17 protein-coding genes are annotated in these 16823 nt (G+C 69.5%); 6 read left to right on the plus strand and 11 right to left on the minus strand.

Annotated features, from left to right (window positions below; all coding sequences use genetic code 11):
• Window position 1: 1 nt before the first annotated feature.
• From AC24HA_RS02410 to AC24HA_RS02420, 3 genes are all read right to left on the minus strand, one after another.
• On the minus strand, window positions 2–3079 hold the full coding sequence (locus AC24HA_RS02410; protein ID WP_463648972.1) for a DEAD/DEAH box helicase: 3078 nt from the start codon (window positions 3077–3079) through the stop codon (window positions 2–4).
• A gap of 224 nt (window positions 3080–3303) precedes the next feature.
• On the minus strand, window positions 3304–4005 hold the full coding sequence (locus tag AC24HA_RS02415; protein WP_425710079.1) for a response regulator: 702 nt from the start codon (window positions 4003–4005) through the stop codon (window positions 3304–3306).
• Complete coding sequence (locus AC24HA_RS02420) at window positions 4002–5690, minus strand: ATP-binding protein (protein ID WP_425710080.1); 1689 nt, start codon at window positions 5688–5690, stop codon at window positions 4002–4004. The genes AC24HA_RS02415 and AC24HA_RS02420 overlap by 4 nt, the downstream gene beginning before the upstream one ends.
• A 165-nt stretch (window positions 5691–5855) precedes the next feature.
• On the opposite strand from AC24HA_RS02420, the gene AC24HA_RS02425 reads away from it, so the two are divergent.
• From AC24HA_RS02425 to AC24HA_RS02440, 4 genes are read left to right on the plus strand one after another with little or no spacing between them, the layout of a single operon-like run.
• Complete coding sequence (locus AC24HA_RS02425; RefSeq protein WP_425710081.1) at window positions 5856–6878, plus strand: Bug family tripartite tricarboxylate transporter substrate binding protein; 1023 nt, start codon at window positions 5856–5858, stop codon at window positions 6876–6878.
• 1 nt (window position 6879) lies between these two features.
• Entirely contained in the window at window positions 6880–7428 is a 549-nt protein-coding gene (locus AC24HA_RS02430; RefSeq protein ID WP_425710082.1) for a tripartite tricarboxylate transporter TctB family protein, read from the plus strand.
• A complete protein-coding gene (locus AC24HA_RS02435; RefSeq protein ID WP_425710083.1) occupies window positions 7421–9040 on the plus strand; it encodes a tripartite tricarboxylate transporter permease in 1620 nt (539 codons plus the stop codon). The genes AC24HA_RS02430 and AC24HA_RS02435 overlap by 8 nt, the downstream gene beginning before the upstream one ends.
• Complete coding sequence (locus tag AC24HA_RS02440) at window positions 9037–9435, plus strand: universal stress protein (RefSeq protein ID WP_425710084.1); 399 nt, start codon at window positions 9037–9039, stop codon at window positions 9433–9435. Before AC24HA_RS02435 ends, AC24HA_RS02440 begins: the two co-directional genes overlap by 4 nt.
• Window positions 9436–9533: 98 nt before the next feature.
• Here the strand turns inward: AC24HA_RS02440 and AC24HA_RS02445 are convergent, their stop codons facing one another.
• The gene (locus AC24HA_RS02445) at window positions 9534–10010 is read right to left on the minus strand and encodes an SIMPL domain-containing protein (RefSeq protein ID WP_425710085.1); all 477 of its coding nucleotides are present in this window, start codon (window positions 10008–10010) and stop codon (window positions 9534–9536) included.
• Between the two features lie 10 nt (window positions 10011–10020).
• Window positions 10021–10854, minus strand: a complete 834-nt coding sequence (locus AC24HA_RS02450) for an NAD(P)H-binding protein (RefSeq protein WP_425710086.1) — start codon at window positions 10852–10854, stop codon at window positions 10021–10023.
• 80 nt (window positions 10855–10934) lie between these two features.
• Here AC24HA_RS02450 and AC24HA_RS02455 point away from each other — a divergent pair, with 80 nt between their 5' ends.
• The gene (locus AC24HA_RS02455) at window positions 10935–11165 is read left to right on the plus strand and encodes a FitA-like ribbon-helix-helix domain-containing protein (RefSeq protein WP_425710087.1); all 231 of its coding nucleotides are present in this window, start codon (window positions 10935–10937) and stop codon (window positions 11163–11165) included.
• On the plus strand, window positions 11162–11548 hold the full coding sequence (locus AC24HA_RS02460) for a type II toxin-antitoxin system VapC family toxin (protein ID WP_425710088.1): 387 nt from the start codon (window positions 11162–11164) through the stop codon (window positions 11546–11548). Before AC24HA_RS02455 ends, AC24HA_RS02460 begins: the two co-directional genes overlap by 4 nt.
• A gap of 33 nt (window positions 11549–11581) precedes the next feature.
• Here AC24HA_RS02460 and AC24HA_RS02465 read toward each other — a convergent pair whose 3' ends face one another.
• From AC24HA_RS02465 to AC24HA_RS02490, 6 genes are all read right to left on the minus strand, one after another.
• Complete coding sequence (locus tag AC24HA_RS02465; RefSeq protein ID WP_425710089.1) at window positions 11582–12286, minus strand: MBL fold metallo-hydrolase; 705 nt, start codon at window positions 12284–12286, stop codon at window positions 11582–11584.
• Entirely contained in the window at window positions 12283–13404 is a 1122-nt protein-coding gene (locus AC24HA_RS02470; RefSeq protein ID WP_425710090.1) for an S-(hydroxymethyl)mycothiol dehydrogenase, read from the minus strand. Before AC24HA_RS02470 ends, AC24HA_RS02465 begins: the two co-directional genes overlap by 4 nt.
• Before the next feature lie 89 nt (window positions 13405–13493).
• Complete coding sequence (gene lhgO, locus AC24HA_RS02475) at window positions 13494–14705, minus strand: L-2-hydroxyglutarate oxidase (RefSeq protein ID WP_425710091.1); 1212 nt, start codon at window positions 14703–14705, stop codon at window positions 13494–13496.
• Between the two features lie 4 nt (window positions 14706–14709).
• A complete protein-coding gene (locus AC24HA_RS02480; RefSeq protein WP_425710092.1) occupies window positions 14710–15129 on the minus strand; it encodes a DUF1801 domain-containing protein in 420 nt (139 codons plus the stop codon).
• Between the two features lie 65 nt (window positions 15130–15194).
• The gene (locus AC24HA_RS02485) at window positions 15195–16448 is read right to left on the minus strand and encodes an App1 family protein phosphatidate phosphatase (protein WP_425710093.1); all 1254 of its coding nucleotides are present in this window, start codon (window positions 16446–16448) and stop codon (window positions 15195–15197) included.
• 98 nt (window positions 16449–16546) lie between these two features.
• A complete protein-coding gene (locus AC24HA_RS02490; protein WP_425710094.1) occupies window positions 16547–16798 on the minus strand; it encodes a DUF6458 family protein in 252 nt (83 codons plus the stop codon).
• Window positions 16799–16823 lie beyond the last annotated feature (25 nt).

A 16823-nucleotide genomic window follows, 5' to 3' on the forward strand; every position in this document is an offset into this window, starting at 1 on the left:
GTCAACTCGCCGCCACGGTGGTCGACGCGAACATGTCCGCAGGCATAGGAACTTCGAGGCGCCAGGTTATTGCGATAGGTCGGTCGCCAGAATGTGAAACATAGGTTGCAGGGCCCAGGTACATGTATGGACTCGTTCCGAACTCGTCCTGACCCTCCTCGCGAACGAATAGAAGCACAGTGCTCGAGCCAGAGATGTATCTGGTGCCGGTTGGTGAATTGACGCTCGTGGTCGACTGGCTTTCCCAGTGGAACAACTCGCGACTAATTGGAAAATCGCGATACATCGTTGTAGGTGAGTATCGTTCTTCAGTCTTGTTGAGCGTAACAAAAAACGCATCAATGTTGCGGTTGGGCTCGTAAAGCACGCCTTCGCGGAATGAGTTAGGCTTGCGTGCAAGAGACGAGTACCCTAGCGCCACAAGAACTTCCTCGCGTTGATAGCGAGCATGGACGTGAAGGGGAAGCGTAGCTAGATCACCAGGTGCACGTTCCACGGGACGGCGCGCAGCTTCGTAGGCGAGCTCGATTACGGTGCTTAGCTCGTTGACCAGCTCGGGCTCGGCTTCGAGCGTGCGGAGCCCGTTCTGAGCGCTTGAGTACCCGCCTCCACCGGGCCATATTGAGAAGAAGAGCATCTCGGCGAGAGTGTCGTCAACGGGGGCCGATTCGCCGGTAATTATTGCGCGGAGGATTCTCAAATAGCCATCATGTCGAATCGGATCATCGATGTGCGCGAATGCCCGGATTCGCCTGGCGAGCGAGGATTCGTGCTCAGTTGGTTCTACCTCAAGGTGACCGGCTTCTCTGCGCAGTTCAGTCCACGAGCGCGTCCCCTTTCGGAGAACACTTGCCAAGCTGTACCCAGTGCGATCCAAAAATTCGGGAAGGTCAACCGTTGAATCCAGCGCTCGTAGTTGCGCGACGAGATGTGGCCAACGAGCATTGATCTGAGATTTAAGGCTCTGGAGCACAATTTCCTGAGCTTGGTGATCGAGTACTATTTGACTCCCGGCAGGGAGGAAGGGGAACCCGTCCTCGAGGTCTCGCTCAAGCCGACGCTGCGAACGGCCTGTTAATGCCTGCAGTTTCAGGTCAAATCTGAACTCGTCGCGCTGATTGCCGACAAAGTCGAGGACCGTGAGAACTGGCTTTTCAGGTCGCTGGCGAAGCCCCCGGCCGAGCTGTTGGAGGAAAATGGTTGCACTGCTCGTAGGCCGAAGAAACAGAATCGTGTCGACGTCCGGTATGTCAATGCCTTCATTGAACAAGTCGGCCGTGAAGATGATGTTCAAGTCACCGTTACGCAGGCCCTTTATGGCGTTCTTGCGCTCGTTGTCGGGCGTGCTGCCATCTAATGCCACCGCATTGATCCCCTGATCGGAGAATACTCGTGCCATATAGTGGGCGTGGTGTACGCCCACACAAAACCCAAGAGCGCGCATCGAATGGACGTCGAGAATTTTGTCGTAGAGTTCCCGCAGGATTACCCGGCTTCTTGAGTCGTTGCCGGTGAGCAGGTTCTCGAGCTGTGTTTGATCGTAGTGGCCGCGGGTCCACGGAACTTCGCGCAAGTCGGTGCCATCAAAGCACATGAAGTAATGAAACGGCGAAAGTATGCCGGCGTCTAACGCTTCCCATAGCCTCAATTCGGCTGCTGTTCGACCGTCAAAGAACGCACGAACGTCGAACCCGTCTGCGCGTTCAGGTGTGGCGGTGAGCCCTAGGAGTTCCCGTGGTTCGAGGTGTTCCAGAAGTGCCGTGTAGCTTTTCGCTGCAGCGTGGTGGAACTCGTCGATGACGACAATGTCGAATGCGTCGCGTGGAATCGTCTGGATGTCAGCCGAGCGAAGTGACTGAACGCTCGCGAAGACATGTCTCCATCGTCCGGGGCGATTTCCTGCAACGTACAGTTCTCCAAACTTCGGATCCGAGAGCACCTCTTGGTATGTGCGACGTGACTGTTCGAGGATTTCCTGTCGATGGGCGACAAAGAGAAGGCTCGGATACTCTCGTGTTGTCGTGTTGGCTAAACGACGATAATCGAGGGCGGCGACTACAGTCTTGCCTGTTCCCGTCGCCGCGACCACGAGGTTTCGGTGCCGGTTATGTAGTCCACGTTCGGCCGCCAGGGCGTCGAGCATGTGTTGCTGAAAAGCGTAGGGCCTGACATCGAGGCCCGACAGGTCAATGTGTTGGTCGCGGGAGCCGGAACGGCCTCCTGCGACTGCAAGTGCGTGATCGAGTTGGTCTCGTTGAGATTCATCGTCGGGGTCGTAGGGTCTAAATGTCGGGTCGTTCCAATAGGTTTCGAATGTGCCACTAAACTTCTGTAGAAGGTGTGGTGTGGCAACGTTGGAAAGTCGGACGTTCCACTCCAGACCGTCGAGTAGCGCGCTGCGAGATAGATTTGACGACCCGACGTATGCAGTGTCGAACTTTGACTTTCGATGGAACATCCACGCTTTCGCGTGGAGCCGGGTCTTTGCTTCGTCAAAGTGGATTCGGACCTCGGCGCCGAAGTGTTCCACGAGACGATCGATCGCTCGTCGTTCGGTGGCCCCCATATAGGTCGTTGTGATGACTCGAAACCTCACCCCCCGGTCCCGTAGTTCACGGAGGTGGTCCTCGATGACGCGGAGTCCGTGCCATTTGACGAATGCGCAGAGCAGGTCGACTTGATCGGCCGAAGCCAGCTCAGCTCGCAACTCCGCGCCGAGGCTCGGCTCGCCGCGCACATTAGTGAGAAGTGCGGCATCGCTGAGCGGTGTCGTCGGGCGAGATGGGGTGGCGGGACTCGTGTGAGCCTGGAACCGCTGGAGGTAATGGAGTTGGCGCGGAGGATCGTCCACGATTTCGCTCGGGTCAATCGCCTCAATGAGTCGGTTGGCCAGCTTGTTGCGCTCGTCACCCCTCGCAGACCGTAGGGCGTGCTCGACCAGCGCACCGAGGTGTCGAGCAAGTACCTGCGGCCGTTCCGCTTCCTCAACGTCCTCCCACGTGACATGCGCTGCGTCCAGGTGCGCAATTTCGTCGCGAAGTCGACGGGTACCGAGCGATTCGTAGAGTCCGTCCTCCATGTCAAGAGTCTGACATTCCGCGTGCGTGCGATGTTCCGTTCGCTCAGATGTGGACTGTGCGATCTTGGTTGGTTGGTCATACACCGGCCTCGTGCGGTCCTCCACCTGCTGGTGTGTAGCCTCATCGATCCGCGGTCACTGAATGATCAAGTGGACTGCAGATGGACCGCACAGGTTGCAGCAGTGGCTGAGTTGAGAGTTCACGCCATCAATTCTGTGGCTGGTCACCCCGTCGCCTCATACAGATGCTGCGGCCGCCCGGACCCACCGAACCTCGGTCGTACCTCGGCCTGCTCCGTCGCCACGAGGTGCTCGAGGTACCTGCGCGCCGACACCCGGGACATCCCGACCCGGTCGGCCAGCTCCTCGGCGGACAGCGGCTCGTCGCTCGCCCGCAGGGCCTCGGTGACCATCTCCATCGTCCGTGCGGCGAGGCCCTTCGGCAGGACCGCCCGATCACCCGCGCGCGTCCGCGCGGACCGCGTCCCGCCCAGCAACCGGTCGACCTGCTCCTGGCTCAGCGGTTCCGAGGGCTGCTCGCTGACCATGCGGCGTCGGCGGAGGTAGTCGTCGAGCCGAGCCGCGAGGTCCGCCCGCGTGAATGGCTTGATGAGGTAGTGCAGCACCCCGCCGGACATCGCCGACCGCACGGTTTCGACCTCGCGCGCCGCCGTGATGACCACGACGTCGACCTCCTGCTGAGCCCGCAGCCGCCGCAGCACCTCGAGCCCGGTGATGTCCGGCAGGTAGATGTCGAGCAGCACGAGATCGGGTGCCAGCCGCTCGGCCTCCATCAGCGCCTCGGCGCCGGTGGCCGCCACGCCGGCGACCTCGAAGCCGGGCGTCGACTCGACGAAGCTGCGGTGCAGGCCGGCGACGGCGAAGTCGTCATCCACCACGAGCACGCGCACGTTCTCCACGTTCACCTGGCGGCTCCTGCCTCGGCCCGGCCCGCCATCGTTGCGGACTGCGTCTCAGAGACTGCCACCCCGGCCAGGTGCGTGCTGGTGCCAGGGAGCTTCTCCGCAGACTGCACGCCCGGCGATTCCTCGGCCGAGAACCGCGCCGCGGGAAGCTCCACCTCGACAGATGCGCCCCCGGTCTCGGAGTCGCCCACCTGGATCGTCCCGCCGCGCCGGTCGACGACCTGCCGCACGAGCGTGAGGCCAATACCGCGCGAGCGTGCCCCGTCCTTGGTCGAGACCCCGGCCTCGAACACGTGCTGGCGTCGCTCGACCGGGATGCCCGGCCCGTCGTCGCCAACCGTCAGCACGGCCCGCCCGTCCACGCGGCGTGCAGAGACCTCGACGGTCCCGCCGCTGCCTGCGGCGTCGATCGCGTTGTCGATGAGGTTGCCGAGGATGGTGACGACGTCCGTGGTGCCGTCCGGCTCGATCCGCGCCTCGGGATCGGTCCGCACGCTCACCCCTCGTTCGTGGGCGATCGCGGTCTTGGCCAGGAGGAGCGCCCCGACCGCCGGGTCCGTGACGCCGGGCAGCGAGCCGAACATGCCGACGACGCCCGAGCGGCCGGTCCGAGCGATGAACTCGACCGCCTCGTCCTCGCGCCCGAGCTCGATGAGGCCGGAGACCACGTGCATGTGGTTGGCGAACTCGTGGGCCTGCGCCCGCAGTGCCTGCGTGAGGTCCCGCGCGCCGTCGAGGTCCCGAACGAGCGCGTAGATCTCCGTCCGGTCGCGCAGGAGCAGCACCGAGCCCACCTGCCGGTCATCTACCTCCGCGCGGTCCACCCGGACGAACAGGATCTGCTCGCCCACCAGCACGAGCGTGTCCCGCACCTCGTCAGGCCCGGCGAGGATCTCCGTCAGCGCCGGTGCGAGCACGTCGCCCGCCGGCTTCCCGATGCAGTCCTCGGGCAGGTCGAGCATCCGCCGCGCCTGGTCGTTGGCCAGCGCGATCCGGTCATGCTCGTCGACCGCGACCATGCCCTCGCCCAGGCCGTGGAGCATGGCCTCGCGGACATCGCGCAGGGAGGCGATCTCCTCGGGCTCCATCCGGTAGATGCGCCGCCACACCAACCGGGAGATGTAGACCGCCCCCAGCGTGCCGACGAGTCCCGCGCCGAGCAGCCAGCCGAACAGGGGCGGCAGGTCGTCCATGAGCTCGGCGCGCAGCGTCTCCTCCAGGGTGCCGACGGACACCGAGCCGATGACCTCGCCACCGGCCCAGATCGGGACCTTCACCCGCCACGACTCGCCCATCGTGCCGGTCTGCGTGCCCACGTACACGCGGCCGGACAAAGGCTCGCTCGGGTCGGTGGACACCATCTGCCCGATGTTCTCGACGTTGGGATGCGAGTACCGGATGCCCTCGGCGTCGGTGACGACCACGTACGTCACGCCCGACGCCTCACGGATGAGCTCCGCGATCGGCTGGATGACCGCCGACGGGTCCGGGTCCTCGTAGGCCTCGACGACGGACGGCAGCGTCGCGACCGACTGGGCCACGCCGACCATCCGTTGCTCGTAGGAGTCCCGGATCTGGGACTCCTGCATGCGCATCGCGACCAGCCCCACGGTGCCGATCGTGATCACCACGATCGCCGCCTGGAGCAGGAGGAGCTGTCGCCGCAGCGACATCGGCCGGCGCATGCGCCCAGCGTGCCACGCCCGCCGCGCCGCACCCCCCGCCATGAGCGTGACCGAAACGACCGGAACGACCGCAACGACCTCTGCGACCACTACGGCCGAAGACTTCTCCGGCCCGGGACCAAGGTCCTAACTTCGCGGCACCTGATCAGCTCAAGGAGGAGCCTCATGTCCGCACGCCCCACCGCGCGTCGATCCGCGCGACGTACGACCACCGCCCTGGCCGTCGGCGCCGCCGCCGCGCTCGTTCTCACCGCCTGCTCGGACAGCGAGGGCTCCGAGGACGGGGAGGTCTCGATCGACAGCGTCGAGATCATCGTCCCCGCCGACCCGGGTGGTGGCTGGGACCAGACCGGCCGCACCATGCAGTCCGAGCTGCAGGACAACGACATCGTCGGCGACGCCCAGGTCGTCAACGTCGGCGGTGCCGGCGGGACCGTCGGCCTCGCCCAGCTCGCCACCGCCACGAACCCGGACACCCTCATGGTGATGGGCTACGTCATGGTCGGCGCGATCGAGACCAACCAGTCACAGACCACCCTCGACGACGTCACCCCGATCGCGCGGTTGACCGAGGAGCCGCTCGTCGTCGTGGTCCCGGCGGAGTCCGAGTACGAGACGATCCAGGACCTCACCGACGACATCATCGCCAACGGCCAGGACGTGTCGGTGACCGGCGGGTCCGCCGGCGGTGTCGACCACATCCTCGCGGCCCAGCTGCTCACCGAGGCTGGGATGGACCCCGCCGACGTGGCGAGCTCGCTCAACTACATCCCCTACTCCGGCGGCGGGGAGTCCCTCGCGGCGCTGCTCGGCAACAACGTCGACGCCGGCATCTCCGGGGTCGCCGAGTACGCCGAGCAGGTCAACGCCGGCACCCTGAGGGCGCTCGCGGTCTCCAGCGAGGAACCCTCGCCCGCCCTGCCGGACACGCCCACCCTCACCGACCAGGACGTCGACCTCGTGCTGACCAACTGGCGCGGCGTGGTCGCGCCCGGCAACATCGAGGACGACCAGGCCGAGGCGCTCACCCAGCTCGTCACCGAGATGCACGGCTCCGAGTCGTGGGCCTCGGCGCTCGAGGCCAACAACTGGGACGACGCCTTCCTCGCCGGCGACGAGTTCGCCGCCTTCCTCGAGGAGGACATCGAGTCGGTCCGGCAGACGCTCGAGGACATCGGGCTCGTCTGACATGACGGCGCCCACCACACCCGCCGCCGCCGGCACGAAGCCGGCGGCGGCCCGGCGTGCGCCCGTCGGCGAGCTCGTCTTCGCCGTCGCGGTCGTGGCCCTGGGCGGGTACGTCCTGCTCGACGCCGGCAACATCAACGTCCCGATCACCTCGGGCGCCATGGGGCCGCGGACCATGCCCTACCTCGTGGGCGGGCTGCTCGTCCTGGCCGGCCTCGGCGTCCTGGCGACCCTCCTGCGCGGCAGGCGCGGCGACACCGAGGACAGCGAGGACATCGACCCCACGTCCGGCACCGACTGGCTGACGGTCGGCATCCTCGTGGCCGTCGTCGTCGTGCACATCCTGCTCATCTCGCCGCTCGGCTGGCCGATCGCCGCGACCATGCTGTTCGCCGGCACGGCCATCACGCTCGGCAGCCGGCCGATCTGGCGGGCCATCCTCACCGGCCTCGCGATGGCGCTCATCATCCAGATCGCCATGGCCGGCGGGCTGGGCATCTCGCTGCCCGCGGGCCCGCTCCTGGAGGAGGTGGCGATCTTCCGTGGATAACCTCGCGCTGCTCATCGAGGGCTTCGGGGCTGCGATGCAGCCCATCTTCCTGCTCTACGCGCTGCTCGGCGTGTTCGTCGGGACCGCCGTCGGCGTCCTGCCGGGCATCGGCCCCGCGATGACCGTCGCGCTGCTGCTCCCGCTCACCTACACGCTCGAGCCGACCGCCGCGTTCATCATGTTCGCCGGCATCTACTACGGCGGCATGTACGGCGGGTCGACCACGTCGATCCTGCTCAACACACCGGGGGAGTCGGCCTCGATCGTCACCGCCCTGGAGGGCCACAAGATGGCCAGGGCCGGCCGGGGCGCCGCCGCCCTCGCGACGGCCGCCATCGGCTCCTTCATCGCGGGAACCGTCGCCACCGTCGGCCTCACTTTCGTCGCGCCCGTCGCGGCCCGCTTCGCGGTCAAGCTCTCCTCCGCGGACTACGTCGCGCTCATGGTGCTCGCCTTCCTCACCGTCGGCGCGCTGCTGGGCTCCTCGGTCACGCGCGGCATGGTCTCGCTCGGCCTGGGCCTGTTCATCGGGCTCATCGGCGTCGACGCGATCTCCGCGCAGCAGCGGTACACGCTCGGCATCCCCGAGCTCGTCGACGGCATCGACGTCGTGCTCGTCGCCGTCGGGCTCTTCGCCGTCGGCGAGGCCTTCCACGTGGCCTCCCGCCTGCGGAAGGGCCCGGTCGAGGTCATCCCCGTGACCGGTGGCTGGCGCAGCTGGATGTCGAGGGGCGACTGGCGCAGATCCTGGAAGCCCTGGCTGCGGGGCACCGCCATCGGGTTCCCCATCGGGACCATCCCCGCGGGCGGCGCCGACGTCGCGACGTTCCTCTCCTACGCGAGCGAGCGCCGCCTGGCCAAGGGGGAGCGGAAGAAGGCCTTCGGCACGGGCGCCATCGAGGGCGTCGCCGGCCCGGAGTCCGCGAACAACGCCGCCGCCGCGGGCGTGCTCGTCCCGCTGCTCACCCTCGGGCTCCCGACGACGGCGACCGCCGCCATCATCCTCGCCGCCTTCCAGCGCTACCAGATCCAGCCCGGCCCGCTGCTGTTCGAGAACCAGTCGGCTCTGGTGTGGACGCTCATCGCGTCGCTGTACATCGGCAACCTCATGCTGCTCGTGCTCAACCTGCCGCTCGTGGGCATGTGGGTGAAGATCCTGCAGATCCCCAGGCCCTACCTGTACGCCGGGATCATCACGTTCGCCGGGCTCGGCGCCTTCGCCGTGAACTTCACGCCCGCCGACGTGCTCCTGCTGCTCATCATCGGCCTGCTCGGGTTCTTCATGCGGCGCTACGGCTACCCCGTGGCACCCATGGTCGTCGGGCTCATCCTCGGCCCGATGTTCGAGGCACACCTGCGCCGCGCGCTGTCGATCTCCCAGGGCGACCCGGTCGCGCTCGTCCAGTCCGGGTTCGCGCTGTTCGTGTACGTGGCGCTGCTGGTGATCTTCGCGCTGTCGTTCTGGCTCAAGAGACGCCAGCAGCGCCTCGAGGCGGTGGTCGAGGCGGAGGCGATGTCCGGCGAGACTGCGCCGGTCGCCGCCGACCAGGCGGCTCCTGCCGCCGGCGAGTCGGCACCCGTTGCCGAACCCTCCGAAGGAGAGAACCGATGACCGTCGTGCTCGGGTACATCCCCACGCCGCCGGGGGAGGCAGCGCTCGCCGCCGCCCTGGAGGAGGCGCGGCTGCGCGGCGAGCGCCTCGTGGTCCTCAACACCACTCGAGGCGACCGCCTCTCCGACCCGCGCTACGCGCACGACGCCGACATGACCCGCCTGACGGAGGCGCTCGCGAGCTCCGGGGTCGAGCACGAGGTGCGGCACGGCACCTCGGACGGGCTCGCGGGCGACGACCTGGTGAAGCTCGCGGTTGAGCTTGAGGCCACGATGATCGTCATCGGGCTGCGCCCCCGGTCCCCGGTCGGCAAGCTCGTGCTCGGCTCGGCGGCCCACGCCGTCCTCCACGACGCCCCGTGCCCCGTCCTCGCGGTCAAGGCCGCGGCGGACTGAGCGCGGTCGGGCTCGGACGGTCGAGCCCGACCTGGGGCGTTGGCCGACCGACCCCGACCTGGGGGCCACCGACAGGAGCCGATCCCGAACGGACCCGCTCACCCGCCCGACGCCACGAACCGCGCGTCCACCTTCGCGGTGATCTCGATGTCCTCGGGGACGAGCCTGAGGTCGGGCTCGCCCGCGCTGCCGAGCGCGGCGGCGCGGGCGAAGGGTACGGCATCCTCGTTCTCGGCGCGGCGGTCGTCGCCGAGCATCCCCGCGTCGGCGACCTCGAGCGGCGTGACGGTGGCCAGGCCGAGGGCGGCGGCGTAGGCGCCCGCCTTGTCCCGGGCGTTCGTCACGGCCCCCACCCGGGCCTCGCGCACGAGCTCCGCCTTGCGCACCTCGGTGAGGGACCAGGCCACGCGGTCGACGACGAACCCCGTCACCGTCGACATCTCTCGGAGCCAGGCGCTCAGCCGGTCGAAGTCGCGGAACTTCACCTGGAGGTCCGCCCGCGCGTGGACGGTGCCGCGCTCGGCGGGGTGGAACCGGCGGTGCGACCCGCGCACGGTGATCTCGACGTCGCTCACGGCGCCCACGCTAGTGGGCGACCCCGCCCCAGACCCCGCGCTTCGCCGCGTCCGAGGCGTAGTCCTCGAACGCCAGGGCCGGCCTCCCGAGCACCCGCTCGACCGTGCCCGTCGGCGTCGTGTCCCCCGCGGCCCGCAGGGGCGCGAGCTGCGCCACGATCCCGTCGACCACCGGCTCCGGCAGGCCGGCCACCGCCATCGCCTCGCGGTACTCGGCCGGCTCCCCGACGTACGTCACGTTCCGACCGGTCGCGCGCCCGATCGCCGCCGCGGCCTCGCCGAACGAGAGCGCCTCCGGCCCGGTCAGCTCGAGCACCTCGCCGAGGTGGTCGTCGGTGACCAGCGCGCGGACCGCGACCGCCGCGATGTCCTCCGCGTCGACGAAGCCCTGGCGGCCGTCACCGACCGGGAGCGCCACCCGGCCCGCGAGCACGTCGTCCCGGAGGAACGTCTCGAAGTTCTGGTCGAACCAGTCCGGACGCAGGATCGTCCATTCCAGGCCCGAGCCCCGTACCGCGGCCTCCGCACGCTGCAGCCGCTCGACGGACATCACGTCGACGCCGCGGTCGGAGTGCAGGACCACCCGCCGCACGCCGGCGGCCGACGCGCGCTCGAGGAATCCGCCGGGGAGCTCGCCGTCGTCGGGCAGGAGGAGGTAGAGCCGGTGCACCCCGTCCAGCGCCGCGTCCCACGTCCCCGGGTCGCCCCAGTCGAACGGCGGGTCGGTTCCGCGCGTCACCGGCCGCGCCACCACGCCCGTGGCACGCAGCTGTTCGACGACGCGCGCACCGACCGTGCCGGTGCCGCCGAGGACGAGGATCGGACGGTCGCTCGCGATGCCCATGCCGCATGGTCCCGCGCACCACCGACACGTCCGGTCGGCCTGGCGTTGGACATCGCTACGGATGGATGCACAATGGATGTATGTCATCCATACTGATTCAGGTGCGTGGGGTCGACCCCCGGGCGCGCGACGAGCTGGCGGCGCGCGCTGCACGGAGCGGTCAGAGCCTGTCGGCCTATCTCCGAGACCTCATCGAGCGCGAGGCAGCGACGCCCGAGCTCGCGGATGTGCTCGCCCGTGTCGACGCCAGGTCGGAGTCGAGCACCGTCTCGACCGTGGATCTCGTCCGGGACGACCGCGACCGTCGATGATCGTCGTCGACACGTCCGTCATCGCCGACGCCCTCGTTCAGCAACCACTCGCTGACCTGCGCCGGCGCCTGGCCGGCGAGGTCCTCCACGCCCCGGACCTCATCGACCACGAGATCGTCGGTGCACTTCGCGGACTTGCCCTCGGCCGCCACATCAGCGCGGCTCGCGCCCAGGACGCGCTCACGGACTATGACGACCTGGCGATCCGGCGGCACGCCAGCACACCCGGACTGCGGGCGAGCGTCTGGATGCTCCGGGACACCATGACGAGCTACGACGCGGCGTTCGTCGTCGTCGCCGATCGGCTCGGCTGCCCGCTCTGGACCCGGGATCGACGGCTCGCGTCGGCTGCCCGCCGGCACGTCGATGTCGAGGTCGTCTGACCGACCTCGGCCCCGACCGGCGGCCCGCGTCGCTCAGTGCCCGCGCGCGATCCACTCCTCGAGCTGCGGCGCCTCGGCACCGATCGTCGTGGAGTCCCCGTGCCCGGTGAGTACCCGCGTCTCGGCCGGCAGCGTGAGCAGCCGGTCCCGGATCGAGTCGATGATCGTGGGGAAGTCGGAGTAGCTGCGGCCGGTCGCTCCCGGCCCGCCCTGGAACAGGGTGTCCCCGGTGAGCACCACGCCGAGCTCGGGCACGTGGAAGCAGCACGAGCCGGGGGAGTGGCCCGGCGTGTGGATCACGGTGACCCGGGCGCGATCGGGGCCACCTGCTCCACCGGCGCCGGCCGAGCCGGCACCCGAGCTCGAACCCGAGCCGGAGCCTGCCCCGCCAACCCCCAGCTCCATGCCGTCGACGAGCTGCTCGTCCGGCGGGAGGTCCGGGTTCGTCACGTCCCACAGCATCCGGTCCGCCGGGTGCAGGTAGGTGGGCGCCGCCGTCGCCTCGCGCAGGGCGGCGACCGCGTGCAGGTGGTCGTCGTGCCCGTGGGTGAGCAGGATCGCCGTCACCTTCCGGCCGGCGACCGCCGCGATCACCGGCGCCGCGTCGTGCGCGGCGTCGATGATCACGCACGAGGCGTCGTCGCCGATGACGTACACGTTGTTGTCGACGTCGAACGTCTCGCCGTCGAGGGTGAACGTCCCCGACGTCACCACCGTCTCGATCCGCAGCTCGCTCATGCCGTGACCTCCTCGTTCGTCGAACCGGCCCCGCCGAGGACCACCACCGACCGGAGGACGTCCCCGGCAGCCATCGTGTCGAACGCCGCCCCGACGTCGTCGATGCCGATCGTCTCCGTGACGAACGCGTCGAGGTCGAACCGCCCCTGCAGGTACAGGTCGATGAGCATCGGGAAGTCCCGCTCCGGCAAGCAGTCGCCGTACCAGGCGGACATCAGCGACCCGCCCCGGCCGAACACCTGGTCCAGCGGCAGCGTGATCTCCGTACCCGGGTCGGGCACGCCCACGAGCACCACGCGGCCCGCCAGGTCGCGGGCCTCGAACGCCTGCCGGTAGGTCGCGGCCACGCCCGCGGCGTCGACGACGAGGTCCGCGCCGAACCCGCCGGTCAGCTCCCGGATGCGCTCGACGACGTCCTCGCTGCCGGCGTCGATCGTGTGGGTCGCACCCAGCTCGCTCGCCCACCTCAGCTTCTTCTCCTGGAGGTCGACGGCGATGATCGTCGTCGCCCCCGCCAGCCTCGCGGCCGCCACCGCGGCCGCCCCGACGCCACCGCAGCCGATGACGGCGACCGACTCGCCCCGCCGCAGCTTCCCCGTGTTGAGCACGGCGCCGGCGCCGGCCATGACGCCGCAGCCCACGAGCCCGGCGGCCTCCGGCCGGGCGGCGGGGTCGACCTTGGTGCACTGGCCCTGCGCCACGAGCGTCTTGTCCGCGAACGCCCCGATGCCGAGCGCCGGGGTGAGCTCGGTGCCGTCCTCGAGCGTCATCTTCGTCGTGGCGTTGTGGGTGGCGAAGCAGTACCAGGGCTCGCCCCGGTCGCACGCGCGGCAGTCCCCGCACACGGCCCGCCAGTTGAGGACGACATAGTCGCCGACCTCGACGTGCGTGACGCCCTCGCCGACCTGCGAGACCGTCCCGGCGGCCTCGTGGCCGAGGAGGAAGGGGAAGTCGTCGGACACGCCGCCGACCACGTAGTGGTGGTCGGTCTGGCACACCCCGCAGGCGGCGACGTCGACGACCACCTCGCCCGGCCCCGGGTCGGGCACGACGATCGTCACCACCTCGACGGGAGCGTCCTTCGAACGGGAGACGACGGCCTGGACCTTGTGCGGCATGGATGGACCTCCGGCAGCGGTGACGAGGGGACCCCACCAGCCTGGCTCACGACGGCCGCGGCGGCAACGCGGTCCGTCACCGCCGGCCGTCATTCCCAGACGCGGCCCACGAGCTCCTCGCCGATGGGGATGGCCGCCGTCGCGGCGGGGGAGGGCGCGTTGAGCATGTGCACCTGGCGCGGGGTCGAGGCGATCTCGAAGTCGTCCACGAGCGTGCCGTCCGGCCGGAGGGCCTGCGCCCGCACGCCCGTCCGGTAGCCCACGAGGTCGGTCGAGCGCAGCGACGGGCAGTACTTCGACACCTCGGACAGGTAGCCGTCCGGGACGAGCGAGTTCCACAGCTCCTTCGCGCCGGTGCGCCAGTGCTTCTGGCCGAGCTTCCACAGCCCGCCGAAGCTCACGGCGTCCCGCACGTCGTCGGCGTCGAACCCGAAGCGCGTGTTCTTCTCCCGCGACATCGCGAGCACGGCGTTCGGGCCGAGCAGGATCCGCCCGTCGACCGTCGGCGTGATGTGCACGCCGAGGAACGGCAGCCCCTCGCCGGGCACGGGGTAGATGAGCCGCTCGACGAGCCCTTCCCGGTGGCCCGGCAGCGTGTAGTACTCGCCCTTGAACGGCACGATCCTCACGTCCGTCCGCACGTGCGCGCTTGCCGCGACCCGGTCCGCCTGCAGCCCGGCGCACGCGACGAGCCGCAGCGCCCGCAGCCGCTCCCCGTGCTCGAGCGACACGTCGACGCCGGTCTCGGACTCGGCGATCCGGTCGACCTCGGATCGCACGCGCACCTCGCCGCCGAGCTCGGTCACCTCGTCGGCCAAGGCCCGGGCGACCTCCCCGAAGTCGACGACGGCCGAGCGTGGCGAGTGCAGCGCCGCCACCCCCGTGACGTTCGGTTCCATCTCGCGCAGCTCGGCGACGTCGATGTCGCGCACGTCGATGCCGTTCTCGCGCGCGCCGGCAGCCAGCGCGTCCAGCCGCGCCCTCTCGTCGTGGTCGGTGGCCACGACCAGCTTGCCGATCTCCTTGACCTCGATGCCGTGCTCGCGGCAGAACTCCTTGGTGGCCCGCTCGCCGGCGCGGCACAGGCGCGCCTTGAGCGACCCGGGCCGGTAGTACAGGCCCGCGTGGATCACCCCGGAGTTGTGGCCGGTCTGCCCGACGCCGACGTCGTCGGCCTTCTCGAGCACCACCACGCGCGAGCCGGGTCGCGCACGGAGCAGCGCGCGGGCGGTCGCGAGCCCGACGATGCCCCCTCCCACGACGACGACGTCGTACGAGTCCTGGCCTGCGGCGTCGGGCATGGTCCTACCCCTTGATCCTCTGATAAGTCTCGATGAAGGTCCGCGGCGGCGTGGCCGCGACGGTCTCGGCGAGCAGCTTCTCGTCGACCTGCTCGTCCTTCTTCAGCCGCAGGCACGACTTGCCCATGTCGAGGTGCCCGGTCGAGTCCGCCCACGCCCGTCGGAACGCCTCGGCCTCCTCGGCTCGGGAGTACACGCCCATGAGGTAGACGCTCACGTAGCCCTTCTGGCCCTTGAGGGCGACGTACTGGAGCGGCTCGCCGTTGTACGTGTCCGGGTACACCGACAGCGGGATCGACCAGGTGACGAACCCGCGGTCGACCGAGCGCTCGTAGCCGTCCGGCATGGCCCCCTCGAGGATCCGGTACAGCCGCTCGGTCAGCCCCTGGAAGCGGGCCGGGGCGGCGTCGATCGCGTCGGCCACGTCGGGTGGAAGATCCTGCCGGGCGTCGGGGGAAAGGCCCGCCCCGACGTCGGGACCCGGGCCGCTCATGCCGGCCCGCCAAACGTCGCGGCGGCGTGGTCCGTGCCGGGTGTGTCTGCGACGGCCGCGCCGGCCGCAGCCTGGTCCGGGGAGGTGCCGGCCTCGACCTGCTCCCGCCGCTCGCGCCGCCGGCGCTGGGAGGTGAGCACGTCGGGCAGCTCGTCCGCCAGCGCGTAGCCGTCGTTGCCGTGGACGGTCGGCACGCCGTGCTCGGTCGCCGCCGATCGCCCCCGGATCGGCAGCTCGGCGGACTCCATCGTGCCGTGCGCGAGGACCTGCTCGGTGGGGGTCAGGCGGCGGATGGCGATCGCCCACACGTTGCGGGGGTGCTCACGGGCCACGTCGTCGTAGATCATCGGATCGTGCTGCCCGTCGTCGCCGACGAGCAGCCAGGAGATCTGGGGGAACGTGATCATGAGGTTCCGCAGCTGGACCCGCTTGTGCTCCTTGCCGGAGCGGAACAGCCCGGTCGGAGTCGGCCCCCAGTCCGTCATGAGCATCGGCCCCACCGGCAGCCCGTGGCGGAGCATGAACCGCTTGAGGGTCGGCACCACGTTCCACGCGCCCGTGGACAGGTAGAACATCGGCGCGTCGGGGTGGACGTCGAGGACCTTGGCATAGAGCTCGGCCATCCCCGGCACCGGCTTGCGCGTGTTCGTGTGCCGGACGAACGAGTTCCACGCGGCCAGAGCGGCGCGCGGCAGCATCGTCACCATCACCGTGTCGTCGATGTCGGAGACGATCCCGACCCTCGTGGTAGGGGCGACGACGAGCGCGTCCGTGACGACCGGCTCCGCCGCCTTCGCCTCGAGCGTCACCGGGTGCCACCCCGGCGCCAGCCCGTGGTCGGAGACCATGACGTCGATGTAGCCGGAGCGGTCCGTGGTGGTCGCGAACTCCCGGCCGTCGACCCGCACCGTCACCGGGAGGTGGCCGACCTGCGCCGTGAAGAACTGCCGCCACCCGCGGCGCGCCTCCTGCGCGGTCCGGGCGAGGAACTCACCGGCGTTGTCGCTGAGCGCGGGGTACCGCGCGGGGCGCGAGCCGGGGCCCTCGCCGTGCACGTCGACCCACGGGTCGGACTCCGGGGTGGCGTCGGGGTCGCCCATGATGACGCGGCCCATGACGTGCAGGGAGTGCACGGAGCCGTACCCGGTCAGACCGATGGTCCGCGGGCGCCAGCCCCGTCGCTTGAGCATGTCGACCGACCGCTTGTTGATGCCGTCCTCGAACGCCATGCCGAGGTTCGCGAGGGACATACCGCCAGCCTATGCGCACGAGCGGCCGCGGTCGTCGGGCGACGGCAGGCGGGCGCCCCCGACGCCGGGTGTGCGCCCGCTCGCCGGCGCTGCGGTCGTCAGACGCGCGGGTCCCGGGGATCGCGCGGGTCGCGGACCTCGACGTCCGGCGGGCCCGTGCGCTCGACCCGGGTGACGTGCTCCGTGCGACGCCGCGACACGATCTGGATGATCCCGATGATGACGGCGACGACGCCGACGCCCATGAGGATGTAGCCGACCATCGTGAGGTCGACCTCCGCGATCGAGTCCTGGACCGCGAAGGACAGGATCGCACCGACCGCGATGAGGATGATGCCGAGGGCAGCCATCGCGCCTCCTCGTTCGTCGGGGGCC

It is taken from the genome of Georgenia sp. Z1491 (genome assembly GCF_057652395.1).

Coding starts and splice junctions, on each gene's coding strand:
- AC24HA_RS02410 (WP_463648972.1), bottom strand. CDS start 3,079: ATGGAGGACGGACTCTACGAATCGCTCGGTACCCGTCGACTTCGCGAC.
- AC24HA_RS02420 (WP_425710080.1), bottom strand. CDS start 5,690: ATGCGCCGGCCGATGTCGCTGCGGCGACAGCTCCTCCTGCTCCAGGCG.
- AC24HA_RS02425 (WP_425710081.1), top strand. CDS start 5,856: ATGTCCGCACGCCCCACCGCGCGTCGATCCGCGCGACGTACGACCACC.
- AC24HA_RS02430 (WP_425710082.1), top strand. CDS start 6,880: ATGACGGCGCCCACCACACCCGCCGCCGCCGGCACGAAGCCGGCGGCG.
- AC24HA_RS02440 (WP_425710084.1), top strand. CDS start 9,037: ATGACCGTCGTGCTCGGGTACATCCCCACGCCGCCGGGGGAGGCAGCG.
- AC24HA_RS02450 (WP_425710086.1), bottom strand. CDS start 10,854: ATGGGCATCGCGAGCGACCGTCCGATCCTCGTCCTCGGCGGCACCGGC.
- AC24HA_RS02455 (WP_425710087.1), top strand. CDS start 10,935: ATGTCATCCATACTGATTCAGGTGCGTGGGGTCGACCCCCGGGCGCGC.
- AC24HA_RS02460 (WP_425710088.1), top strand. CDS start 11,162: ATGATCGTCGTCGACACGTCCGTCATCGCCGACGCCCTCGTTCAGCAA.
- AC24HA_RS02465 (WP_425710089.1), bottom strand. CDS start 12,286: ATGAGCGAGCTGCGGATCGAGACGGTGGTGACGTCGGGGACGTTCACC.
- AC24HA_RS02470 (WP_425710090.1), bottom strand. CDS start 13,404: ATGCCGCACAAGGTCCAGGCCGTCGTCTCCCGTTCGAAGGACGCTCCC.
- lhgO (WP_425710091.1), bottom strand. CDS start 14,705: ATGCCCGACGCCGCAGGCCAGGACTCGTACGACGTCGTCGTCGTGGGA.
- AC24HA_RS02485 (WP_425710093.1), bottom strand. CDS start 16,448: ATGTCCCTCGCGAACCTCGGCATGGCGTTCGAGGACGGCATCAACAAG.
- AC24HA_RS02490 (WP_425710094.1), bottom strand. CDS start 16,798: ATGGCTGCCCTCGGCATCATCCTCATCGCGGTCGGTGCGATCCTGTCC.